The following is a 416-nucleotide window of genomic DNA, read 5'->3' as shown; positions in this document are numbered from 1 at the left end:
GCCGGGAATGCTGGCACAGCGAGCAGAGAGCTCATCGGCGGGGCAGGCATTCAATTCTGCTGTGACGTCGGCAACTGAATCAACGAGCACATCTCGAGATATCGGCAGAACGCATTGGCAAGCTGTATCTGTCGTGGCGTCCTGCATTCCGCTTCGAACACCTGGGGTGAAGCCACGAGAATCGACAGGCATTTGGCCCGTGACGTCGCAACGTTGAAGCGATTCAGGCTGTAAAGGAACTCCATGCCTCGCGGGGCATCTGCGTGAGTTGAAGTCGCCATCGAATAAATCGCAATCGGCGCCTCCTGGCCCTGAAACTTGTCCACGGTACCGACTCTGGCGCTGGGAAGGTGCTGCTGAATTTCAAAGACCTGCGCGTTGTAAGGAGTGATGATCAGAATATCATCCGATGTGAC

The 416-nt window shown here is 55.8% G+C and carries 1 protein-coding gene; it reads right to left on the bottom strand.

The window, feature by feature from the left end; genetic code table 11:
• Positions 1–50: 50 nt before the first annotated feature.
• A partial coding sequence (locus EN846_RS33685; RefSeq protein ID WP_245518764.1) for a C-terminal helicase domain-containing protein occupies positions 51–416 on the bottom strand: 366 nt, incomplete at its 5' end.

Origin of the sequence: Mesorhizobium sp. M4B.F.Ca.ET.203.01.1.1, assembly GCF_004791025.1 — a bacterium.
Taxonomy (GTDB): Bacteria; Pseudomonadota; Alphaproteobacteria; order Rhizobiales; family Rhizobiaceae; genus Mesorhizobium; species Mesorhizobium abyssinicae.
The sequence above is the reverse complement of the archived record's forward strand: the minus strand, read 5'-3'. Positions and strand labels throughout refer to the sequence as shown.